This window comes from Microbacterium lacus, assembly GCF_044794305.1.
GTDB classification, from domain to species: domain Bacteria; phylum Actinomycetota; class Actinomycetes; order Actinomycetales; family Microbacteriaceae; genus Microbacterium; species Microbacterium lacus_B.
In genome coordinates this window covers 985,911-1,007,295 of sequence record NZ_CP084996.1, presented here as the reverse complement: position 1 = coordinate 1,007,295, position 21,385 = coordinate 985,911, and the positions used below count along the sequence as shown (strand labels likewise).

22 protein-coding genes are annotated in these 21,385 nt (G+C 66.0%); 18 read left to right on the top strand and 4 right to left on the bottom strand.

The genetic code is table 11. The features are described 5' to 3' along the window. Window positions 1-10: 10 nt before the first annotated feature. The 8 genes from LG299_RS04930 to fgd all read left to right on the top strand — a co-directional run bounded on the left by LG299_RS04930 (window position 11) and on the right by fgd (window position 7,400). Window positions 11-1,156 carry an NAD(P) transhydrogenase subunit alpha gene (locus tag LG299_RS04930; protein ID WP_404433849.1) on the top strand — a complete coding sequence of 382 codons (1,146 nt, stop codon included), beginning with the start codon at window positions 11-13 and terminating at the stop codon, window positions 1,154-1,156. After that, window positions 1,156-1,485, top strand: coding sequence for an NAD(P) transhydrogenase subunit alpha (locus tag LG299_RS04925; RefSeq protein ID WP_404433848.1), 330 nt, complete (start codon window positions 1,156-1,158; stop codon window positions 1,483-1,485). Before LG299_RS04930 ends, LG299_RS04925 begins: the two co-directional genes overlap by 1 nt. Continuing rightward, on the top strand, window positions 1,482-2,861 hold the full coding sequence (locus tag LG299_RS04920) for an NAD(P)(+) transhydrogenase (Re/Si-specific) subunit beta (protein ID WP_404433847.1): 1,380 nt from the start codon (window positions 1,482-1,484) through the stop codon (window positions 2,859-2,861). The genes LG299_RS04925 and LG299_RS04920 overlap by 4 nt, the downstream gene beginning before the upstream one ends. A 170-nt stretch (window positions 2,862-3,031) precedes the next feature. Continuing rightward, window positions 3,032-3,823 (top strand): GntR family transcriptional regulator, encoded by a 792-nt coding sequence (locus LG299_RS04915; RefSeq protein ID WP_404433846.1) that lies wholly within the window; start codon window positions 3,032-3,034, stop codon window positions 3,821-3,823. Window positions 3,824-3,937: 114 nt separating this feature from the next. Next, the gene (locus LG299_RS04910) at window positions 3,938-4,909 is read left to right on the top strand and encodes a TIGR03557 family F420-dependent LLM class oxidoreductase (protein ID WP_404433845.1); all 972 of its coding nucleotides are present in this window, start codon (window positions 3,938-3,940) and stop codon (window positions 4,907-4,909) included. Further along, window positions 4,906-5,703 carry a coenzyme F420-0:L-glutamate ligase gene (gene cofE / locus LG299_RS04905; RefSeq protein WP_404433844.1) on the top strand — a complete coding sequence of 266 codons (798 nt, stop codon included), beginning with the start codon at window positions 4,906-4,908 and terminating at the stop codon, window positions 5,701-5,703. Before LG299_RS04910 ends, cofE begins: the two co-directional genes overlap by 4 nt. After that, entirely contained in the window at window positions 5,700-6,353 is a 654-nt protein-coding gene (gene cofC, locus LG299_RS04900; protein WP_404433843.1) for a 2-phospho-L-lactate guanylyltransferase, read from the top strand. The genes cofE and cofC overlap by 4 nt, the downstream gene beginning before the upstream one ends. 30 nt (window positions 6,354-6,383) lie before the next feature. Further along, entirely contained in the window at window positions 6,384-7,400 is a 1,017-nt protein-coding gene (gene fgd / locus LG299_RS04895) for a glucose-6-phosphate dehydrogenase (coenzyme-F420) (protein ID WP_404433842.1), read from the top strand. Between the two features lie 48 nt (window positions 7,401-7,448). Here the strand turns inward: fgd and LG299_RS04890 are convergent, their stop codons facing one another. From LG299_RS04890 to LG299_RS04880, 3 genes are read right to left on the bottom strand one after another with little or no spacing between them, the layout of a single operon-like run. Beyond that, window positions 7,449-8,270 carry an ABC transporter ATP-binding protein gene (locus LG299_RS04890; protein WP_404433841.1) on the bottom strand — a complete coding sequence of 274 codons (822 nt, stop codon included), beginning with the start codon at window positions 8,268-8,270 and terminating at the stop codon, window positions 7,449-7,451. Further along, window positions 8,267-9,370, bottom strand: coding sequence for a putative F420-0 ABC transporter permease subunit (locus LG299_RS04885; protein ID WP_404433840.1), 1,104 nt, complete (start codon window positions 9,368-9,370; stop codon window positions 8,267-8,269). The genes LG299_RS04890 and LG299_RS04885 overlap by 4 nt, the downstream gene beginning before the upstream one ends. Beyond that, the gene (locus LG299_RS04880) at window positions 9,370-10,380 is read right to left on the bottom strand and encodes a putative F420-0 ABC transporter substrate-binding protein (protein WP_404433839.1); all 1,011 of its coding nucleotides are present in this window, start codon (window positions 10,378-10,380) and stop codon (window positions 9,370-9,372) included. The genes LG299_RS04885 and LG299_RS04880 overlap by 1 nt, the downstream gene beginning before the upstream one ends. A gap of 229 nt (window positions 10,381-10,609) precedes the next feature. On the opposite strand from LG299_RS04880, the gene LG299_RS04875 reads away from it, so the two are divergent. The 7 genes from LG299_RS04875 to LG299_RS04845 are packed head-to-tail and all read left to right on the top strand — an operon-like array spanning window position 10,610 to window position 16,897. Next, entirely contained in the window at window positions 10,610-11,560 is a 951-nt protein-coding gene (locus LG299_RS04875) for an alpha/beta hydrolase (protein WP_404433838.1), read from the top strand. Beyond that, window positions 11,557-12,945: a dihydroorotase family protein gene (locus LG299_RS04870; protein ID WP_404433837.1), complete on the top strand. Its 1,389-nt coding sequence runs from the start codon at window positions 11,557-11,559 to the stop codon at window positions 12,943-12,945. The genes LG299_RS04875 and LG299_RS04870 overlap by 4 nt, the downstream gene beginning before the upstream one ends. A 2-nt stretch (window positions 12,946-12,947) precedes the next feature. Continuing rightward, entirely contained in the window at window positions 12,948-13,922 is a 975-nt protein-coding gene (locus LG299_RS04865) for an LLM class flavin-dependent oxidoreductase (RefSeq protein ID WP_404433836.1), read from the top strand. A 46-nt stretch (window positions 13,923-13,968) separates the two neighbouring features. Next, window positions 13,969-14,829 carry an ABC transporter ATP-binding protein gene (locus tag LG299_RS04860; RefSeq protein WP_404433835.1) on the top strand — a complete coding sequence of 287 codons (861 nt, stop codon included), beginning with the start codon at window positions 13,969-13,971 and terminating at the stop codon, window positions 14,827-14,829. Further along, the gene (locus tag LG299_RS04855; RefSeq protein ID WP_404433834.1) at window positions 14,826-15,665 is read left to right on the top strand and encodes an ABC transporter permease; all 840 of its coding nucleotides are present in this window, start codon (window positions 14,826-14,828) and stop codon (window positions 15,663-15,665) included. The genes LG299_RS04860 and LG299_RS04855 overlap by 4 nt, the downstream gene beginning before the upstream one ends. Next, window positions 15,662-16,489 (top strand): ABC transporter permease, encoded by an 828-nt coding sequence (locus LG299_RS04850; protein ID WP_404433833.1) that lies wholly within the window; start codon window positions 15,662-15,664, stop codon window positions 16,487-16,489. Before LG299_RS04855 ends, LG299_RS04850 begins: the two co-directional genes overlap by 4 nt. Next, a complete protein-coding gene (locus LG299_RS04845) occupies window positions 16,490-16,897 on the top strand; it encodes a RidA family protein (RefSeq protein WP_404433832.1) in 408 nt (135 codons plus the stop codon). A 130-nt stretch (window positions 16,898-17,027) separates the two neighbouring features. Here LG299_RS04845 and LG299_RS04840 read toward each other — a convergent pair whose 3' ends face one another. Continuing rightward, the gene (locus LG299_RS04840) at window positions 17,028-18,113 is read right to left on the bottom strand and encodes an ABC transporter substrate-binding protein (RefSeq protein WP_404433831.1); all 1,086 of its coding nucleotides are present in this window, start codon (window positions 18,111-18,113) and stop codon (window positions 17,028-17,030) included. Window positions 18,114-18,316: 203 nt separating this feature from the next. Between LG299_RS04840 and LG299_RS04835 the strand changes: the two genes are divergently transcribed. From LG299_RS04835 to LG299_RS04825, 3 genes are read left to right on the top strand one after another with little or no spacing between them, the layout of a single operon-like run. Continuing rightward, the gene (locus LG299_RS04835; RefSeq protein ID WP_404433830.1) at window positions 18,317-19,339 is read left to right on the top strand and encodes an alcohol dehydrogenase catalytic domain-containing protein; all 1,023 of its coding nucleotides are present in this window, start codon (window positions 18,317-18,319) and stop codon (window positions 19,337-19,339) included. Beyond that, a complete protein-coding gene (locus tag LG299_RS04830) occupies window positions 19,329-20,516 on the top strand; it encodes a CaiB/BaiF CoA transferase family protein (protein WP_404433829.1) in 1,188 nt (395 codons plus the stop codon). The genes LG299_RS04835 and LG299_RS04830 overlap by 11 nt, the downstream gene beginning before the upstream one ends. Further along, window positions 20,513-21,376 carry an amidohydrolase family protein gene (locus tag LG299_RS04825; RefSeq protein ID WP_404433828.1) on the top strand — a complete coding sequence of 288 codons (864 nt, stop codon included), beginning with the start codon at window positions 20,513-20,515 and terminating at the stop codon, window positions 21,374-21,376. The genes LG299_RS04830 and LG299_RS04825 overlap by 4 nt, the downstream gene beginning before the upstream one ends. The last annotated feature ends 9 nt before the right edge of the window (window positions 21,377-21,385 follow it).

Sequence of the window (21,385 nt, the reverse complement as noted above, 5' to 3'; positions counted from 1 at the left end):
GTGAGGATTCGTGACGGTCACCGTCCGCGTGCGCGCTGAGCGCATACCCGGAGAAAGGCGCGTCGCCGCCACACCCGAGAGCCTCAAGAAGCTGCTGTCGGCGGGCGTGGCGGTGCAGGTCGAGCGCGATGCGGGGATGGGTGCATCGATAGCGGATGCCGCGTTCGAGGCCGTCGGCGCGACCCTCGTCGAGCCCGGCTCGGCGATGGCGGCCGACGTGCTGTTCCATGTGCGACCCCTCACCGTGGAGGAGACTTCGGCCCTGCCGGCCGGAACCATCACGGTCGGCACGATGGATCCCTTCCGCGGCATCGACGCCGTCCGCGCTGCCCAGGACGGCGGGGTGACGACCTTCGCTCTCGACCTGCTGCCGCGGATCTCACGCGCGCAGTCGATGGACGTGCTCACCTCGCAGTCGCTGATCGCGGGATACCGGCTCGTCACCCTGGCGGCAGATGCCTTCGGGCGCATGTTCGGGATGACCATGACCGCCGCGGGAACGCTCGCCCCCGCACGAGTGCTCGTGCTCGGGGCCGGGGTGGCCGGTCTCCAAGCCATCGCCACCGCGAAGAGGCTCGGCGGGGTGGTGTCGGCCAACGACATCCGTGCCGCCTCGGCCGACGAGGTCCGGTCGGTCGGCGGCACCTTCATCGACCTCGATCTCGGCACCGCCGACGCAGGCGGAGGCTATGCCGCAGAACTCGCCGAAGACCGGGTCGCGCGGCAGCAAGAGCTGCTGGCCACGCATGTCGCGGCATCCGACATTCTCATCACCACCGCGGCCGTCCCCGGGCGCGCGGCCCCGCGACTGGTGACGGCGGCGATGGTGCGTCGCATGAAGCCCGGCTCTGTGCTGGTCGACCTGGCCGCAGAGACCGGCGGCAACATCGAAGGCTCAGTCGCCGGCGAACATCAGCGGATCGCCGTCGACGGAGGAGAAGTGACCCTCATCGGAGCATGCGACATCACGTCGGATCTTGCTCCGGATGCCTCGAAACTCCTCGCGATGAACTACGCGAACTTCCTGCTCCCGATGCTCCACGAAGGGAACCTCGTGCTCGACTTCGACGATGAGCTGGTCGGCGGCTCCGCCGTCACCCACGCCGGCGCGGTGCGCAACGATCGCGTCCGCGAAGCATTGGAGGTGCCGGCCTGATGGATGCCTTCGCCTTGCTGACCGTCACGATCCTCGCGGTGTTCTTGGGCTTCGAGGTCGTCTCGAAGGTCTCGAGCACCCTCCACACCCCGCTCATGAGCGAGGCCAACGCCATCCACGGCATCATCCTGCTTGGAGCGATCATGGTCGCAGGTGCTGCCGAAGATGCACTTGCGCTGATCCTGTCGATCCTGGCGGTTTTCCTAGCCACCATCAACCTCGTCGGCGGGTTCGTTGTGACCGACCGCATGCTGGTGATGTTCTCGGCGAAGCCCCGGCGCGTTGCCAGCACCGCAGGGACAACCGCGAATGAGGGGGCGAAGCGATGAGGCTGCTCCCCGCAGAAGTCGTCACCGTCTGCTACATCGTCGCGGCGGTGCTGTTCATCCTCGCGCTGAAGGGCCTCGGAAACCCGCGCACGGCCCGCCGCGCGAATCTGTTCGGCGCCGCGGGCGCGGCGCTCGCCGTGCTCGCCTACATGTTGAGCATCGACCTGCAGAACCTCGTTGCGATCCTTGCCGCGATGGTCGCGGGATCCATCATCGCCGTGATCGCGGCGCGCCGCGTGCAGATGACCGAGATGCCGCAACTCGTCGCCGCGTTCAACGGCGTCGGCGGCGGGGCAGCGGCCCTCGTCGCTCTCGTCGAGGTCTCGCACTCCGAAAGCCCCTGGACCCTCGCCGTGGTCGCCCTCACCGTGCTCATCGGCAGCGTCTCGCTCACGGGGTCGTTCGTCACGTTCGGCAAGCTGCAGGGCATCATCACCTCGCGCGCGGTCACCTTCGCAGGGCTGCGGCTTCTCATGATCGGGATGCTTCTCGCCGCCGTTGCGGCGGGTGTCGGGCTGGTACTCACCGGCGATCTGTTGTGGGCGTGGGGTCTTCTCGTGGCGGGGCTCGTGCTCGGGGTGCTGCTGGTCATGCCGATCGGTGGTGCGGATGTACCGATCGTCATTTCGCTGCTCAATGCGTTCACCGGGCTTGCGGTGGCAGCATCCGGCCTCGTCCTCGGCAATGTGCTGCTGCTCATCGCCGGCACGCTGGTCGGGGCGAGCGGCACGATCCTCACGATGTCGATGGCCAAGGCGATGGGTCGCACCGTGACGGGAATCGTATTCGGGGCGTTCCGCCCACGCGCGGTGGGAGGTTCGGCGTCAGAGGCATCGGATCGCCCGGTGCGGACGATGGAGACCGACGACGTCGCGATTCTGCTCGACTACGCGCAGCGCGTGGTGATCGTGCCGGGGTATGGCCTGGCAGTGGCTGGAGCCCACCACGCTGCGGCCGAACTCGCCGAGATTCTGCGGACCGGGGGAGTGGACGTCGTCTTCGGAATTCATCCTGTCGCCGGTCGCATGCCCGGGCACATGAATGTTCTGCTGGCCGAGGCCAGCGTGCCGTACGAGGCCCTCGTTGAAATGGACGAGGTCAACCCTCGGTTCAAGAGCACAGACCTGGCGCTCGTCGTCGGTGCCAACGACGTGGTGAATCCGGCGGCGAAGACCTCGCCCGGGTCGCCCATCTACGGCATGCCGATTCTCACCGTGGCGGATGCTCAGCAGGTTGTGTTCTTCAAGCGCTCACTGAATCCCGGCTTTGCGGGAATCGACAACGAGTTGTTCTTCGACCCGAAGGTGTCGATCGTGCTCGGAGACGCAAAGGTGACGCTCACGAAGCTTCTGTCGACGGTCAAGACCAACGCGTGAAGCGAGGCCAACGTAGGGCCAAGTTCGTCCCGCAGCTCGTTCTCGTCGCCGATCGCGCGGTCCGGGCGCACGAGCTGGTGCCGGCTGCGCGAGGGCTAAATGGCTCAAAGATCGCGAATCCTGGATCCGAACTGCCGAAATGCTCGGATTTTCCGATAGGTTCATCTGCCATGGCACCTCGAAGCACTGCCGATGCGGCAGATCCCGGCCCTCTCGACGAATCGGGCGCCCAGGCGCTCCAGCAACTTGCTGGTCGAATCTCCACGGGCTATCGGTCGGTGGGCGTCATGGCCTACGACATTCTGCGCGACGCGATCCTGAACGGGACTCTCGCACCCGGCCAGAAGCTGCGGCAAGAAACGCTCGCCGAACTGATCGGCGTCTCGCGCCTGCCGGTGCGTTCTGCCCTCATCCAACTCGAGGCTGACGGTCTGGTGGAGTTCCACGATCGGAAGGGCGCGGTCGTCAAGGCACTTTCGGCGTCGCAGGCGCGAGAGGTGTACGAGATTCGGTCGCTCCTCGAGCTCGAGGCCCTTCGGCTGTCGATGGTCGACATGACCCCCGAGCGGCTCGAACACCTCGTCGAGCTGGCGCAAGCCGCTGACTCCGAGAACGAAGGTGAAGACTTCGTCGATGCGCGGTCGGCTTTCTACTCCGAGTTGTATGACGCGCAGCGCAGACCGCTGCTCTGGGAAATGATCGAGCAGCTACGTCTGAAGGTCGGACGCTATGTGCTGGGTTGGCGACTCGTTGGTGGGGGAGACCACAGCCACTCTCACGAGGAGCTTCTTGCCTCGGTCTCGGGCGGCGATGTGGATGCTGCGCTCGGGGTGTTGCGCAACCACCTCGAGAGCGTGCGCGACGCGGTCATCGCCCTGCTCGAGGCCGACGAGGCGGCGCGACTGCAAACCGCGGCGCCTCGCGGCTCGCGCCGATCACCGACGACAAACGTCGCGAAGTGATTAGTTGCATTTTGGATACAGTATCCGCAATAATCGGTTTCACGTGAGTTGAGACATCCGGTCTCGACGACGCGCGCGAACCGGGGGTGAGCCGTGCAGATCGGATACGCGTCCATGCTCGAGCAATTCGCTCCCTCAGATGCGGTCACTCTCGCAGCGTTGGCTGAATCCCATGGCTTCTCGGGAGTCATGGCAACCGATCACTTTCAGCCGTGGGTGCCCCAGCAGGGGCACGCGTCGTTCGTCTGGAGCGTCCTCGGAGCCATCGGCGAACGAACGGAGGGGGACTTCGGCCCCGGCGTCACAACCCCGACGTTCCGCACGCATCCCGCCGTCATTGCGCAGGCGAGCGCCACTCTCGCAGCGATGTATCCCGGCAGACACTGGCTCGGGATCGGCTCGGGCGAGGCGATCAACGAGCACATCGTCGGGCAATACTGGCCGGAGGCGCCGGAACGGATCGCCCGGATGTTCGAAGCGGTCGAGATCATCCGCAAGCTCTTCACCGCGTCGGTCGCCGGCCGCGATGTCCGCCACAGTGGCCCACACTTCACGATGGAGTCGACCCGGCTCTGGACGATGCCAGCGGTCGCACCCGAGGTCCTCATCGCCACCGCGGGCCCGGTCACGGCCCGCCGAGCGGGTCGCGTCGCCGACGGCCTGATCACCACCGACGCGCCTATCGAGCGCTTGCAAACTCTGATGACCCGGTTCACCGAAGGTGCGAAAGAATCGGGGCGCGACGCGACGAAAATGCCGAAGGTGCTGCAGTTGCACCTCTCGTGGGCGCCGACGGACGAAGACGCGATGCGCAACGCTGTCGTCGAGTGGCCGAACGGCGGTATGCGCTTCTCGCGCAGCGACATTCGCTCACCGTTCGACCTCGAGCAGATCGCACGGTCGGTCAGGCCGGAAGACTTCGATGGCCGGATGGTGATCTCTGCCGACCCCGATGTGCACCGGGCGCACATCCAGCGCCACCTCGATCTGGGTTTCGATCGCATCTACCTTCACAACGTCGGGCGAAACCAGGCCGAGTGGCTCGAGGTCTTCGGTCGCGAAGTTCTTCCGGGGTTGCGCGCGTGAGCGCGTCAGGTTTCGGAGTGCGGCGCCTGGAGGGCATCCCCGAGGTGCAGTCAGGCGACGATCTGCTGACGATGATCCTCGACGCCGCATCCGGATCACTCGCAGACGGTGACATCCTCATCGTGACGTCCAAGATCGTCTCGAAAGCCGAGGGGCGATTGCGTCACGCCGCCGACCGCGAGCAGGCGATCACCGACGAGACCGTGCGGATCGTCGCGACGCGCATACATCCCGGCGGCGTCACACGCATTGTCGAGAACCGTCTCGGTATGGTGGCCGCCGCCGCCGGGGTAGACGCCTCGAATACCGACGAGGGAACCATTCTCTTGTTGCCCGAGAACCCGGATGCCTCAGCCCGAGCGCTCGCGCAAGGTCTTCGTGCGGCAACCGGAGCCCTCATCGGTGTGGTCATCAGCGACACGCTCGGTCGGCCGTGGCGCGAGGGGCAGACTGACGTTGCGATCGGCGCAGCCGGCATCCACGTCTTCGACGATCTTCGCGGCTCGGTCGATGCGGCCGGCCGCACCCTATTGGTCACGATGGCCTGCGTTGCCGACGAGTTGGCCGGGGCCGGAGACCTGATCAAGGGCAAGTCCAGCGGCTGCCCCGTCGCGATCGTGAGCGGGCTGACCCACCTCGTCGGTGATCTCGATCTGCCCGGTGCATCAACGATCATCCGTCGCTCGAGTGACGACCTGTTCTGGCTCGGCACGGCAGAGGCCGTCGCTCTCGGGCGCGAAGAAGAGCGTCGTGCGGCACCCCAGGCGCGATCGCGCGACGGATACTCCGCATGACCGAGTGGACGATCGTCATTCCGCTGAAGGTGCTCAGCCGTGCCAAGTCGCGGCTCGCGTCGCTCGGTGAAAGGGCGCGCACCGATCTTGCGGAGGCCATTGCCCACGACACCGTGCACGCGGCGCGCCACGCTCCGGGTGTGACACGAGTGATCGTCGTGGGTCGGCAGGTGGAGCAGCGCGGGCTCGAGTGCGTTCCCGAGCCGATCATCGGCGGCCTTACGGCCGCTATTCGCGCGGGTATCGAACTTGCCCGCGTCAGCGGCCCAGTTTCGACAGCAGTACTGCTCGGAGATCTTCCCGCGCTGACTTCGGCACACCTGAGCGCGGCCCTGCAATGCGCCGGGCTCTACCCGCGCGCGTTCGTCCCCGATGCCTCGGGTGCCGGGACGACGATGGCAACTGCGCGCGCCGGTTTCTCCTTCGCGCCGGAGTTCGGTACCCACTCGGCCGCGCGTCACCGCGCGGCAGGGTTCACCGACCTCTTCGCCGCGCACCCCGCCGCTATCGCAACAGCACTGCGAACCGACGCCGATACCGTCGCCGACCTCTCTGCAGCGCGCAGACTGGGTACGAGCCCCCACACGGCACGCGCGCTGCGGCGCCTGGCCGAGCAAACTTCTGACGACCGAGAACTCGCACACCGCTGACCAATGCCACAGAAAACAGATAGGAATCTCATGACTCTGAAACTCGGGTACAAGGCTTCGGCCGAGCAGTTTGCGCCGCGCGAGCTCGTCGATCTCTCGGTCGCCGCCGAGCAGCATGGCTTCGAGTCGGTGGCCGTCAGTGATCACTTCCAGCCGTGGCGGCACGAGGGTGGGCACGCGCCGTTCTCGCTCGCGTGGATGGCCGCCGTGGGTGAGCGCACCCAGACGATCCAGATCGGAACCAGCGTCATGACGCCGACCTTCCGCTACAACCCCGCGGTGATCGCGCAGGCCTTTGCGACCCTTGGATGTCTCTACCCGGGCCGCATCATGCTCGGTGTCGGCACGGGTGAGGCGCTGAACGAGATCGCCACCGGGTTCCGCGGTGCGGGGGCACAGGATTGGCCCGAATTCAAGGAGCGCTTTGCGCGCCTCCGTGAGTCGATACGCCTCATGCGTGAGTTGTGGTCAGGGGATCGAGTGTCATTCGAGGGTGAGTACTACTCGACGCACGATGCATCCATCTACGACCGCCCCGAAGGCGGTGTGCCCGTGTACATCGCCGCAGGCGGACCCGTCGTCGCCAAGTATGCCGGACGCGCGGGCGACGGCTTCATCTGCACCTCCGGCAAGGGCATGGAGCTGTACACAGAGAAGCTGATCCCGGCCGTCCGGGAAGGAGCGGATGCCGCGGGCCGCGACTTCGACGCGATCGATCGCATGATCGAGATCAAGCTGTCGTACGAAGAAGATGAGCACACCGCGCTCGAGAACACGCGGTTCTGGTCGCCACTGTCGCTGACTCCCGAGCAGAAGCACTCGATCACCGACCCGGTCGAAATGGAGCGGGCCGCCGACGCGCTGCCGATCGAGCAGATCGCACGCCGATGGATCATCGGAACCGACCCCGATGCCGTCGTCGACGACATCAAGCGCTACATCGACGCGGGCATGAACCACCTGGTGTTCCACGCGCCCGGCAACGACCAGCGCCGCTTCATGGAGCTCTTCGAGCGAGACCTCGCACCGCGCCTGCGCGCACTCTGAGCGCGCGAACGGGCGGGCGGTGGATGCCGCCCGCCCTTTCGTCGTACCTCAGGCGAAGCGCGGGGAGAGCTCGTCTGCGCTGTATGCCGGCGTCGAGACGCCGGCATACGCGATCAGCGGGCGGCCCGTTGTGGGGTGGTTTAGCACTTCAGCCTCGACACCCCAGACTGTCCGGAGCAGCGCGGAGTCGATGACCGTCGCGGGCGGCCCCGCCGCGACCACTCGCCCGCGATCGAGCACCACGACGTGGTCCGTGTAGGTTGCCGCCAGGCCGATGTCGTGAAGGGCGGCGAGCACGGTGAGCCCGCCGCGGGCGAGCTCACGCAGCAGCTCGAGCGTTGCCAATTGCGCTCGGATGTCGAGATGGTTCGTCGGCTCGTCCAAGAGCAGCAGCTCAGGCTCCTGGGCGAGTGCCCGCGCGAGGTTCACGCGCTGGCGCTCGCCGCCGGAGAGCTGGTCGTAGGGGCGATCGGCGAGCAACGACAGGCCCGTGGCTTCGATGATCCTCTGCACCACCGCGCGATCGGCCGGATCCCGCCCCGACCACGCTCCGCGGTAGGGGGTGCGTCCGAGCGCCACGACCTCTTCGACTAGCAGGTCGGGAGCGTCTTCGGTGTGTTGCTCGGCGAGCGCGATGCGCCGGGCAAGGTCGCGGCGACGGAGGCTCTTCAGGTCGTCGCCGCCGAGCGTTCGGAGGCCGGCATCCGCCCGCTCCACTCCCGCGATGAGGTGCAGCAGGGTACTTTTTCCGGCACCGTTGGGCCCGAGAATCGCCCCGATCGTTCCGGGGGGAGCAGTGATGTCGATGCCGTCGACGATGAGGCGCCGCGAGCGCGAGAAGCTCAGGCGTGAGACCTCGAGCCCGTTCACGTGAGCCCCCGGCGGCGCAGAAGAAGGATCGCAAAGACGGGTCCGCCGATCAGGGCGGTGATGATGCCGACCGGCAGCTCTCGTGGGTCGAAGAGTGTGCGCGCGGCGGTGTCGGCCCAGAGGAGGAACACCGCCCCCGCGAGAGCAGAAAGGAGAAGCAGCGCCCGGTGGCGAGACCCGACGATCAGACGAACGGCGTGCGGGAGCACCAGGCCGACGAACCCAATCGATCCGCTGACCGAGACCAGCGCGCCGGTCAGCAGCGCGGTGGCGCCCAGCAGGAGAACACGGCTCCGGCCGACGTGCACGCCGAGCGCTGCGGCGGCGGTATCACCGAAGGCGAAGGCATCCAGCGTGCGGGCGCTGCCCAGCAGCGGCAGTCCGATGAGGAGGACGGCAGCCCCGGCGATTGCGACGGCGGGCCAATCCGCTCCCGCGAGCGAACCGAGAAGCCAGTTGAGGATCTCGCGGTAGCTGTCACCGGTCGCCGACCAGAAGATGATCAGGCTGGTCACCGCGCCGAACACCGACGACACGGCGAGCCCCGCGAGGACTGTGCGTGTGGGAGTGATCGCACCCCCCGCTCGCGAGAGCAAGAGGGTAGCCGCGAGAGCCGCCAGAGCTCCGAGGAACGCGGCGAAGGGGAGCGCGAGGGCAACGCCGAGCACGATCACGACCACCGCTCCGACAGATGCTCCCGAAGACAGTCCCAGCAGATACGGGTCTGCCAGGGGGTTGCGCGTCAGCGCCTGCATGACGACCCCGCAGATTGCGAGTCCGGCCCCGACGGCCGCGGCCGTGAGCACACGCGGCATCCGCAATTCCCATACGATGCCGTCCTGCAGCGGCGTGAGCGGCGATGTGCCGAGCCCGAGGTGGGCGAGGATGCTCGTCACCACGTCGGCCGGCTCCAGCCCCGCAGGGCCGATCACGACGGTCGCGACGATCGAGACGGCGAGGACCGCGGTGAGGCCGATACTCCATAACGCGGTGCCGACCCCACTTCGACGACCATCATGCGATGCGGGGTCGCGTTTCGCGCGCTGGCTGTGCTGCACCGCCCCCGCGCGCGGCGCGCGTACCTGCACCTGCGAGAACATCAGCGCAGGTCCGCGAGCTGCTCTGTGATCGAGGCCACCGCGTCGACGTTTCGCACACCCGCCTCCGTCGCGGGGAAGTCGACGATGACGTAGCGGTGTTCTGCGACAGCGGGGAGCGCTGCCGTTGCGGGGTTGGACTCGAGCATCGCGATCTTCGCTTCGGCGGTGTTCCACGCGGCATCCACCAAGACGATCACGTCAGGGTTCGCCGCCACGATGGCTTCCCAGCCCATCGCCGTCCAGGTGTCACGCACGTCGGCGGCGATGTTCTGCAGGCCGGCCGCCTCCATGATCATCTGAGGTGCTCCGATCCCCGCGCCGACGTAAGGCACGTCCTCGCCCGAGCTGTACCAGAGTGCCGTGCGGCCGCTGTCGTCGCGTGTGATGGCCGCCAGCGCGGCACGCTGTTCGACCACGAGCGCGTCGGCGGCATCCGGCACGCCGAAGATCGCACCGGCTTCTTCGAACGCCGCGAACACGCCGTCGAACGTGAGGGGATCGGGCATGTATCCGGGGGCCTTGCAGGCGGCGGGTGCGACGTAAGTGCCGACGCCCAGGGCGGCAAGCCCCTCGCGCTCACCGACGCCCTCAGCGGAGAAGTTGGACTCCCAGCCGGCGAACACGAGGTCGGGCGCGGCGGCGAGCGTGATCTCTTGCGAGGGAACCTTGTCGGAGAGCGTCTCGATCTGGGAGGCCGCCGACGAGTACTCCGCAGGCACGGGCCCGTCGCTGAAGGCGCTTCCGACGATGCGGTCGCCGAGGCCCAATGCCAGCAGAAGTTCTGTCGTCGAGGACTTGATCGTCACGACGCGCTCCGGCGCGGAATCGATTGTCACCTCGGTTCCGCAGTTGTCGACGACGAGAGGAAAGCCGGATACCGCGGCCTCTGCCGTCGATTGCGGGCCGTTGTCGGCTGCAGCGTTGGCGACGGCGCATCCGGCGAGCGCGGTGACAGAAAGAGCGGCGACCGCGGCGAACGTGGTGGCGCGGTCCAGAGGGGACAGGGACATGAGGAAGCCTCCGATGGGGGTGAATGCGGTGATCCGACGAGGTCGGCGACTCGCAGCCCCAATGCCGGGTCAGCTTCACCGATCAGGTCCGATCGGAGGTCGTGGTCAGTGTAACTCTGGCGCGTTACAAAACTCAATACTGGATTCTGGATCCAGAATGCGCAATGATCTGTTTAGCGGTCGCACATCCGAGCTGCCGTGATGACGATCATCGAGAGGACCCTCTTCCATGCAGACCACCGCGGTCGAGTTCTACAGCGAGGGAGATCTGCTGTCGGCGATCTGGCGCACTCCCGACACCGCCGGCCCCTACCGTTCGATCGTGCAGGGTCCGGGATGGCTCGGCCTCAAGGACGCCAAGCTCTACGTTCGCTACCACGAGGCACTCGTGGCGGCAGGTTTCGCCGTCCTCATCTTCGACTACCGCGGCTTCGGTGACTCCGCGGGCGACCGTGGCATCTTGTCGCCCTCGCGCCAGTTGCAGGATCTCGTCAACGCGGTGACCTACCTCACTACCCGCGGCGACGTGATCGCCGATGCGATCGGCGTGTTCGGCACCGGTGGCACGGGCGGCGGCAACGCGGTTCTTCTCGCCGGTGTCGATGATCGCGTCAAGGCCGCCGTCAGCCAGGTGCCCGTGGCCGATGGCACCGACTGGCTGCACCGGATGCGCCAGGAGCACGAGTGGCTCGCCTTTCTCGCGTCGCTGGAGGAAGACCGCAAGCTGCGCGTCACCACCGGCGCCGGACGCCTCGTGCACCCGCGCGAAGAGATCATGGTCCCCACTCCTGAGCGACGCGCCACCACGATCAAGGCCGATGTGGATGACCGCATCCCTTCGGCGATTTCTCTCGCGAGCGCCGAAGAGATCCTGGCTTACCGCCCGATCGACGCGGCGAAGGGCCTGACTACTCCCCTCATGGTGATCGGTGTCGAGGGCGACGCGACCACCCCGACCGACCACGCAGAAGCTCTCTACGCGGCCGCGCGCGGGCCGAAGGAACTCATCATGCAGCGTCACACCACCCACTACGCGGCCTACGACCGCTATTGGGAACAGACCACTCCGCGGATCGTCGACTGGTTCGATCGCTACGTCAGACCCGCACACGTCCGCATCAGCACCACTCTTTTGCCCGAAGCCGGCGAGATTCGTCAGAACATGGAGGCCCCCCAATGACCATCGATCTCAAGATCACCGGCGGCACCGTCGTCACCCCCGCAGGACCCGTCTTCGGCGACCTGCTGGTGCGTGACGGCAAGATCGCCGGCGTCGTCGCCCCGGGCGTCGACGTCGACGCTGCCCGCGTGATCGACGCGACCGGCAAGCTCGTGCTTCCCGGCATGGTCGACGTGCACGTCCACACCCGCGAACCGGGCTACGAGCACAAGGAAGACATCTTCACCACAACCCAACAGGCAGCCGCGGGTGGCGTCACGACGATCTTCGGGATGCCCAACCTCAAGCCGCCCACCATCGATGTCGCGACGCTGACGGATGTCTTCGAGCGCTACAGCGCATCGTCGATCGTCGACTGGAACCACAACCCGGCGCCGACGAAGTTCGACCAGATCGCGCCGATGGCTGCAATGGGCATTCGGGCATTCAAGATCTACATGGTCGTCGACACCGGCCGCACCTACCCACACCCCGCGGGCACCGGCATCCATGACCACGGCCACCTGCTCCAGATCATGGACCAGATCGCCGAGACCGGTATCCGGTTCATCGTGCACCCGCACGACCAGGCGCTGATGGACTACATCGAAGGCCAGTATCTGGCCCGCGGCGAGAACACTCCGCAGGGGTATGCCTCGGCATACGCCGCTCGCGAGGGTGTCATTTGGGACACCGCGATCGACGTCGTTCTGCGTCTGGCCGAAGCATCCGGTTGCGCAGTGCACATCGCCCACATCCAGACCCGCCGCTCGATCGAGGCGGTTCGCCGTGCGAAGGCGGCCGGCGTCGACGTGACGTGCGAGGTCAACCACTGGGCGCCGTTCCTCTCGACGTGGAACGACGTCGAGACGCTCGGTCCGTACGCGCTGTCGTACTGGGTTCCGGACGACAACCGGGCCGCCATCTGGGAAGGCATGCGCGACGGCACCATCGACGTCGCATCGTCCGACCACGCTCCGCACACCCGTGAGGAGAAAGAGATCGGCTGGACGCAGATGTGGAGCTCGCACACGGGCACTCCGGGCATCCAGTACTACTACGAGCTCATGCTCGACGCGGTCAACCGCGGCGAACTGAGCCTCGAGCGCGTCGTCGAGATGGTCGCCTCGGTGCCCGCCGACAAGTTCGGCCTGGGCGGTGTGAAGGGCTCTCTCGAAATCGGCGCCGACGCCGACATCGTGATCGCCGACATGGCTTCGGAATGGACCATCACCGACGAAGACGTTCTGTCGAAGATCGGCTGGACCCCGTATAACGGCCGCACGATCAGCGCGCAGATCCAGCGCACGCTCGTTCGTGGGCGTGAGGTGTACGCAGACGGCGCCGTCGTCGGCGAAGCAGGATTCGGCAAGCTCGCGGCTGCGCGGGCGCAGGAAGGAAAGTAATCATGAAGTTTGGACTGTTGCTGCCGCACTTCGGCGAAGAGGCCAGCCGCGAGAAGCTCCTCGAAGGATCGAAGCTCGCTGAAGAGAAGGGCTTCGACTCGGTCTGGGTGCGCGACCACCTCGTCTTCGAGCCGCACGGCGAGATGGAGAAGCCGAACCGGACGTTCTACGACGCTCTGACCACGCTGACCGCCATCGGTGCGGTCACGAACAAGATCGAGCTCGGCACCGGTTCGCTCATCCCGTTCCGCCATCCGCTGGTGACCGCACTCATGGCGGGCACAATCACCCAGCTCGTCGGACCACGACTGATCCTCGGTTTCGGCGCCGGAACATTCGACCATGAGTTCGAAGCGATCGGCTGGGGAGACATGGATCGTGTCGAGGCCGTCCGCTCGAACGCCGAGATCCTCAAGCGGGTGTTCACCGAGAACGACGTGACCTACGATGACGGCATCTTCTCCTTCGAAAACGTCACGATCGAGCCCAAGCCCGTCGGTGGACGCATTCCCTTCTGGTACTGCGGCGCAACGCCGCGGTCGGCTCGCCTTGCCGCCGAGTATGCCGATGGCTGGATGCCCGGCCGGATCTCGTTGGCCTCGATGGAGAAGCGCATCGGTGTCATGAAAGAGATGACGGATGCCTCTGGCCGCCCGATGCCGACCATCGCCGTGATTCCGCCGACCTCGATCGAGGAGACCCGCGAAGAGGCTCTGAAGGACGTCAACGTGCCGGGCCTTTTGGCATGGGCGAATAAGGCGAAGTTCGCCGTCAAGCCGCCGTCGGGGGTTTTCGAAACCGTTGAGGATCTCGAAGGCCAGCTCATCGTGGGCAGCCCCGACGAGGCTGTGCAGGAGCTCAAGAAGTTCGAAGCGGCCGGGGTCGAGCACCTCGTCTTCGACTTCCGGTTCAAGTTCGACCGTTTCTTCGAGCAGATCGAGCTCCTCGGAAACGAAGTTCTGCCCCGGATGCGCTGACGGGCAACTGCCCGCCCCCCTGCACGGCGAGAAGAGGAATGGTGCGATGACCATGGAACAACAGGCCCACCCCGTCCAGCCGGAGCCACCCGCGGAGAATCCCCGGTCGGGTCCGCTCATCTCCGTACGCAACCTCTCGGTGAGCTACAACCTCGCTCGCACCGGCACCACACGGGTCGCGATCGAGGGAGTCGATCTCGACGTGCAGGAGGGCGAGTTCATCACGGTCCTGGGGCCGTCCGGCTGTGGAAAGACGACGTTCATGAACGTCATCGCGGGCTTGGTGAAGCCAACGGCCGGTGAAGTGCTCATCGACGGAGTCGCCGTCACCGGTCCGGGGCCGGATCGCGCCGTGGTATTCCAGGATTATGCGCTCCTGCCCTGGCGCACGGTGGCTGACAATGTGCGCTTCGGACTCGAGATGCAAAAGAAGTTGCGCGGGGCGGGCTGGCGCGAACGCGTGCAGGAGGCCATCGAACTCGTAGGCCTCGCCGGCTTCGAGTCGTCATACCCTCGCGAACTTTCGGGCGGGATGCAGCAGCGTGTCGGACTTGCTCGGGCGATCGTCGCCCAGCCACGCATCCTGCTCATGGATGAACCGCTGGGCGCCGTGGATGCCCTCACCCGCGAGGTCATGCGCGACGAGATCGAGAAGCTGATCGCAGCGACCGGCAAGACCGTCGTGTTCATCACCCACTCGATCGAGGAGGCAATTCTGCTCGGCGATCGCATCGTGGTCTTCAAGAGCCATCCGGGGGCGATCAAAGAAGTCATCACCACCGACATCCCTCGCCCGCGCAGCGAGCGCAGCGTGCAGAGCGACCCGCGGTTCCTCGAGCTCCGCGATCATCTCTGGGATGCGCTGCAGGGTGAAGCGGCTGCGGCAGCGAGGACCTCCGGCGCATGACCGCGACCATCCTCACCGCGCGTGGGCCGAACATCGAACGTCGAGGTCTGGCCGCCTGGCTGGTATCGCTGAGTCCGCGCGGCAAAGCGCTCGTGATCGCCGTCGAGGTCGTGATACTGCTGGTGGTCTGGGAACTCGTGGTGGGTGTGTTCCGCTGGATCAACCCCGTGTTCTTCCCGCCGCCCTCCGCCATCGCACAGGGCTTCAGCGAGATCGTGGCGAACGGAAGCCTCGCCACGAACGCCGCATATTCGGTGCAAGCCTGGGTGACCGGGTTCGCGATCGCCGTCGTCATCGGAATCCCGGTCGGTCTCGTGATGGGTAGCTCGCTTCCGGCAGACCGGATCATGGGCCCGATCGCATGGACGATCTACGCCACCCCGACCGTGGCCTACCAACCGCTGTCGAAGGCGTGGTTCGGGTTCGGCATGGGCCCGGTGATCTTCCTCGTGGCCATCAGTGCGCTGTTTCCGATCCTGCTGAACATCTCGGCCGGCATGCGGACGACGAGCCCGTCGATTCTGCGCGCGGGCAAAGTGTACGGCGCGACCCGGATGGATCTCTACCGCAAGGTGTTCCTCCCCTCGACCGTGCCCTTTCTGTTCGCGGGCCTGCGTCAAGCGGTCGTGCTCGCCACCATCGGCATGGTCGTGGCTGAAATGACCGGATCGCCGACGGGAATGGGTGCCCTCATCATCCGCGCCACGAATACCTACCAAACCGATCAGGCCTTCGCCGCGATCGCCGTCGTTGTCGTCTGGAGCGTGGGGATGACGCAGGTCGTCACCCTCATCGAACGCTGGGTGGCTCCGTGGACGAGGAGGGGCCGCCGATGAGCGCTACGACGGGTCGAGTGATGCGTCCTCGACAATTGGTCGCCCCCGGCGAGGTCAAGTGGAGGCTTCTGCTGCTGGCCGTGGTCGCCGGCATCCTGCTCGTCTGGGAAGCGGCGGTGAGCTGGTTCCAGCTGGTCCCGGCCGTATTCCTCCCACCGCCGACGGCCGTTTTCGCCGCCTTCGTCGGATTGCTGGGCGACCCGGAATTCTGGGAGGCGTTCTTCTTCAGCATCCAGAACCTCGCGATCGGCCTGGTGCTCGCCATCGTCGTCGGCGTCGTGGTCGGACTCGCCGTAGGGTGGTCGCCGCTCCTGCGCTTCACGGTGGCGCCTTTCCTGTGGCTGCTGTACTCGACCCCCAAAGTGGCGCTCGCGCCGATATTCATCCTGGTGCTCGGGCTCGGCAACGAATCCAAGATCGCCCTGGTGTTTCTGCTCTCGGTCTTTCCGATCATCCTGAACACGATGGAGGGTGCCGTCACGGTGCCCACGTCGCTCGTCAACGCGTCACGAGTGTTCGGTGTGAACGGTCCGGCGCTCGGGTGGAAGGTCATCTTCCCTGCGACCCTCCCGTACAGCCTGTCGGGCATTCAGCGCGGCGCGGCACTGGGCTTCACCGGCGAGGTGCTGGGTGAGTTCCTCGGCGGAGCCGGTGGCCTCGGGCACATGCTGGAGTACGCCGCGTATCAGTTCGAGATGGATCGCGCGATCGCGATGGTCGTGGTCATGGTGATCATCGCCAACCTCACACTGACCCTCATCGGTGCCCTGCGCAGGCGGCTGGCGCCTTGGTACGACGACCGTCAGGTCATGAACGGAGGCTGAGTGCACAAGCAGATCATCACGACGGATCGGGTATATCCGCCCACCGCCGCCTTTAGTCAGGCCATTCGGGTGAGCGGAGGAGACCTTGTGTTCGTCAGCGGAATCATCGGGATGCGTGCCGACGGCACAATGCCGTCCACCGGGGTGGAGCAGATTGAGTTGGCTTTCGCGAACCTCGCCGAGGTGATGCGGGCCGCGGGCGGCACAACGGCCGACATCGTGAAGGTGAACGTGTTCGTGCGGGATGACTTCCTGCTCGTGCGCGATGACCTCCGCGCGATCCGCGCGCGCTACTTCACCCACGACTTCCCGGTCTCGACGCTGGTGCAAGTGGCGGGTTTCGCGGGACCGGAGTATCTCTTCGAGATCGAAGCGATCGCTGCACTTCCGGCGCACTCCACGCCGTAGCATCCGTCTCTCCAGCTGCCGGCCCTCGCATCATGCGCGATGCGGGGGCCGGCCCTTGTTCGGGCACGAGTAAGCCCCCGCCGTCATGCGCAACGGCGGGGGCTCGCTCTATCGAAGGATAGGCCTCAACTCACGGGTAGGTGAGCGTGCTGGGGCCGTCGTTGGTGATGCCGAGGAGGTCTTGCGCCTTCAGCAGATAGGCCAACTGCGATTCGTCGAACTCGATGGGTTCGAGCAACTGCGTCTCGATCGTGGTGTCCCACGCATCTGCGTCGAAGTAGAGGTTCGGGCACGCGAGGTGACCGTCGAGTACCCACGGGCTGTCGAGCTCTCGCAGTGCCTCCACGTCGAAGTCGTTGGCTTCGTAGATCTCGAGGACCTCCGCCTTGTTCTCGGGTACCTCGCCCGCTGCCGGTGCGATCATGAAGTCGACGGCCTTGATCGTCGCCCGCAGGAATCGCACCATGGTGTTCGGGTTCTCAGCGGCCCATGAGGTTCCCGCCACCTGCACGTCGTTGGCCCAGTTGCGAAGCGACTCGACGATCACGTTCGCGTTGTGCGCCTCCAGAGCCGGCAGGTCGTCGCCGTAGAACGGCTGAAGGGTGATTCGGTCGTTGACGAAGAACTCCGTCCACGACTCAGATCCGGGACCGGGATAGACGATTTCCACGTCGACGGTGTCAAGATCCCAGCCTTCCTCCTGCAGGACGAGCTTTCGCTGGAACTCGGCGGGGTCACCGGGCGTGCCGGCCAAGACCACAGCCGTTCCTTCGAGCTGGTCTACCGAGGTGATGCCATCCTGAACCGCGAAGTCGAAGTTCTGTCGGCAGTAGTGGCCACCGACAAGATCGATCTCGACTCCACCGCGGATGGCCTCGATGACCGTGCCGGTCGACTCGACGCCGATCTCGGCGCTACCGCTCGCCACGGCTGCGGTGACGTTGTCGGCGGTGATCACCTCGACCGTGAGTCCTTCTTCTTCGTAGTAGCCGAGGTCGGTCGCCAGGACGTACATCGAGTACATCGTGATGTCGGGGAAGGGGATGGCGACGGTGATCTCGGGGTGTTCGGCGGGGCCGGGCTCACCATCGGGGAGGGCGACGCTGTCACCGCCCCCGCCAGAATCCCCGGTTGAGGCAGCGCAGCCGGTCAGCAGTGCGAGCACTGACAACGCGGCGGCTGCGTGGATGATGTGGGTCCTTCTCGAGGTGCGCATGGTTCTCCATTCAATGGACGGGTCCCTCACAAATGGTGCACGGAGCAACATCCGTGAATTGATGGATACGGTATCCAGAATGGAAAGGAATGTCTATGGCGTGTTCTGCGCAGCCGTCCCGCGACGGTCGTTGGGCGGGTCCATGCTGGTAGCTACGTAGACAGATGTCGCAAAACTGGATACGGTATCCAGTAGTTGTTCAGATGGAGGATCTTGTGCGAGCAGCACGCCTACGAGGCCGTAGCCTCGACGAGCTTGCGATCACCGATATCGCTGCGACGAGGCCCGCGGCGGGTGAGGTTGCCATCGCCGTCGAGACAGTCTCGGTCAATCAGTTGGATCTCAACGTGATCGCCGGAGTCGGCCCCGGCGCCGCGGCCGCTCTGCCCCGCACGCTCGGCCTCGACCCCTCGGGGGTCATCACTGCGGTCGGCTCGGATGTCGATCCTGCGCGCGTGGGGGAGCGTGTCGTCGTCAAGCCCAACATCCCCTGCGGCGACTGCGCGTGGTGTCTGAGTGCGCGTGAGGCGGATTGCCCGCTCCAGCGCGTTGTGGGCGTGCATCGCGACGGCGGAGCGGCCGAGTATGTCGTGGTTCCGTCGACCAGCGCGTTCGATCGCGGCTCGCTCGCACCCGAAGTCGCGACGGCGGCAGTCCACAGCGTCCCCATCGTATTGAATGCGATGGATGCCGCGGCCGTCAGCGCCTCGGATCTCGTCCTGGTCACCGGTGCCAGCGGCACCCTGGGGTGCGCCGCGGTCGAGGTGGCTCTGGGCCTGGGTGCTCGTGTCATCGCGGCCTCCCGGTCGGATCTCACGGTTCCTGACGGCGTGTTCGCCGCATCGTATGCTGAGCCGTCCGACATCCCCGCACGCATCGCAGCTCTCAACATCGGCGAGCCGTCGGTCGTGATCGACGTGAGCGGCCACGGCGCCGTCACCGCTGCAGCTGTGGCGACGCTCGGATGGAAGGGCCGCGCGGCATTCTGCTCATCCTCCGTCGCGGCAACGATTCCGCTAGATGGCCGCGACTTCTACCTGCGCCGTAAGAGCCTTGTCGGTGTGGCGAGCGCAGACTATGAACACGTGCGGCGCGGGCTGCGACTTGTCTCAGACGGCACAGTGCGCCCCGTGATCGGCCCGCGGTTCCCGCTCGCCCGGATCGCCGACGCGTACCGCGCCTTCACCGCCGGAGCCTCAGGAAAGGTCATCATCGATGTGGAGTAATACGGCTGAGGGCGCGGGCAAAGGCCCGCTGGCGGGCGTCCGCGTCGTTGAGGCAGGGCAGTACATCTCAGGCCCGTACGCGGCGAAGGTGCTCGCCGACCTCGGCGCAGATGTCATCAAGATTGAATCCGCCGAGGGCGACCCGATGCGTCGCTGGGAGGGCTCGGGAGCGATGAGCCCCCAGTTCGCTGCCTACAACCGCAACAAGCGGGGGGTCGTTATCGACCTGAAGAGCCCCGCCGGCATCGAACAGCTTCTCTGCCTGGTCGATGGAGCGGACGTATTCATCGAGAACTTCCGCCCCGGAGTCGCCACCCGCCTCGGGTTCGGCCCCGATGCTCTGCGCGAACGCAACCGCATGGTCATTTCGTGCGCCATCACCGGCTTCGGTCCGACAGGTCCGTACGCGAAGCGACCCGCGTACGACACCGTGATCTCGGCTGTCGGTGGAATGTACAGCCAAATCGTTCCCGAGTCGATCCTGCGCCCGCTCGGCCCCGCCTTCTCCGACCTGTTGTCGGGCAGCGCGGCCGTCCAGGCGATCCTCGCATCTCTGCACGCGCGCCCTGTCCGCGGAGAGGGTGAGCACGTCGAGGTCTCGATGGTCGGTTCGCTCATCGACTTCCTCACCGAAGCATCCTCCACCTACCTCGAGACAGGGCAGGTCGCCGGGCCCGACTCCCGTCCTCGGCGCGCGCAGGCATACGCGTGCGTGGGATCAGATGGCGGGGCCTTCGTCATTCACATGTCCGTGCCGGAGAAGTTCTGGGTCGGCCTCGTGGCGGTGCTGGAGCATCCTGAACTGGCCACCGATGAGCGCTTCTCCACCCGCGAAGCCCGCGTGCGCAACTACGACGAGCTGGATGCGGTCCTCAAGGGCATCACCGCCACTCGTCCGCGTGCGCATTGGCTTGACCGGCTCAACGATTACGACATCCCGCACGGTCCACTGAATACTGTTGCTGACCTGTTCGACGACCCGCAAGTTGCCTCAATGAACCTCGTTGAAGAGATCACCGGGTCCGACGGACGGCCGCTCCGTGTTCCCGTGCACAGTGCCGTCTTCTCCCACAGCGGGCGCCGCGACTACCACGCGGCTCCCGCGCTTGGCGCCGACAACGGCATCCTCTCCACGCCGCAGCCCAAACCGACCACGCCAGAAGGTGGCACCAGATGAGCATTCCCGACGACCTCGTCGCGATTGATGTGCACACGCATCCGCAAACCGAAGAGTTCCTTAAGGCGATGGGTCGCCGCCACGGCGAAATGGCGGCGCACTTCGGCCGCGACCGCCCCGTGGTGTCGTTCGCCGAGCAGGCTGATCGCTACCGCGACCGGAAGATGATGGCCGTCATCGTCAACTCCGACTCCGAAACCACGTCGGGCATTCCGGGTGCGCCGAACGACCTGCTCGGCCAGGCTCAGGTCGACCACCCCGATTCCTTCATAGCCTTTGCCGGGATAGACCCGTGGAAGGGAGAGGCGGCAATCACCGAAATTCGCCGGATGCACGCCGAGTACGCAATCAAGGGCGTCGGCGAGCTCAACCCGTCGCGGCAGAAGTTCTTGCCCAATGACCGCCGCTTTTTTCCGATCTGGGAGACATGCGCCGAGCTCGGGCTCGTTGTGATGTTCCACGCGGGGTTTCCGGGCGCCGGTGCTGGAACGCCCGGCGGCGGGGGCTACCGGCTGGAGAACGCGCGCCCGGTGCCGTACATCGACGATGTGGCGACGGAGTTCCCCGAGCTCAGGATCATAAGCGCGCACCCCGCGTGGCCCTGGCACCTGGAGAACCTCGCGATGGTGTGGCACAAGTCCAACGTTTACCTCGATCTTTCCGGATGGGCGCCGAAGTACCTGCCGCCCGAGGTCGTTCGCTACGCGGACTCGTTGATCACCGATCGGGTGCTCTTCGGCTCGGACTGGCCCGTGATGACCCCCGAGCGGTGGATGAGCGAGTTCGCCGAGCTTCCGTTCAAGGAAGAGTCGCGTCGAAAGATCCTGCTCGACAACGCCCGTACCCTCTTCGGCATCTGAAGGCAGACC